1 protein-coding gene and 1 pseudogene are annotated in these 831 nt (G+C 72.7%); both read right to left on the bottom strand.

The features are described 5' to 3' along the window. The coding region (locus GTW40_RS28540) for a sugar phosphate nucleotidyltransferase (protein ID WP_272919048.1) at positions 1-191 on the bottom strand (191 nt) is incomplete at its 3' end. Between the two features lie 171 nt (positions 192-362). Continuing rightward, positions 363-831 (bottom strand): annotated as a pseudogene (locus GTW40_RS28545) (ribonuclease E/G); the annotation flags it as partial.

Genomic DNA, 831 nt, shown 5'->3' on the forward strand with positions numbered 1-831 from the left:
TCCTTGCGGTAGCCGACGATGACACCGACCTCGGTCAGACCCACCTCGGCGAAGTTGCCCAGGGTCAGGTCCAGAACCGTCAGCGACTCCTCGTCGCCTTCCGGACCGACCGGCACCAAAGCCTTGGGCAGCGTGTCGGTGTAGGGGCGCAGACGCCGTCCGGCGCCGGCCGCCAGCACGAGACCTATCATCGCGGTTTTCTCCTTCGGTTCACGCGGCTCACGTGCGGCCGTCCTGTCCAGGGAGCGGCGGCACGGTGGGTGTTCAGGGGCTCCACGGCCGGGGAGGCGGCCGGAAAAGCCCCGGTGACAACCGTGTGGCCCTGCCGGAACGGCAGGGCCACACGGTGTTCGGGGTGAGACTCAGCTCTCGTCGTCGGGCGCGGAGACCGTGGTGGTCTTCTTCGCCGTGGACTTGGCGGCGGCCGTCTTGGCGGTCTTGGTCGCCTTCTTGGCCGTCGTCTTCGCGGTCGTCTTCTTGGCGGCGGTCTTCTTGGCCGTCGTCTTCTTGGCCGCCGTGGTCTTCTTCGCGGCGGCCTTCTTCGCCGGGGCCTTCTTGGCCGCCTTGCGGGCGGTCTTCTTGGCCGGCGCGGCCTCCTCGGCCTCGCCCGGCTCGGCGGGAGCCTCCGTCGCCGTCTCCGCCACCGCTTCCGTCTCCGTGGCGGCCGACGGGACGACCACGACGGCCGTGTCCTCGGACGCGGTGGAGGCGGTCGCCCTGCGCACCGCGCGGCGGCGCGGACGCGCCGGGGCGGCGCTCTCGGCGGGAGCCTCCTCGGCCGGGGCCTCGGGCTCCGGCTCGGCCACCGGCGCGGTCTCCGCGACGGTCACG

The sequence above is a fragment of the Streptomyces sp. SID4985 genome, from assembly GCF_009863025.1.
In the GTDB taxonomy this organism is placed as follows: Bacteria; Actinomycetota; Actinomycetes; order Streptomycetales; family Streptomycetaceae; genus Streptomyces.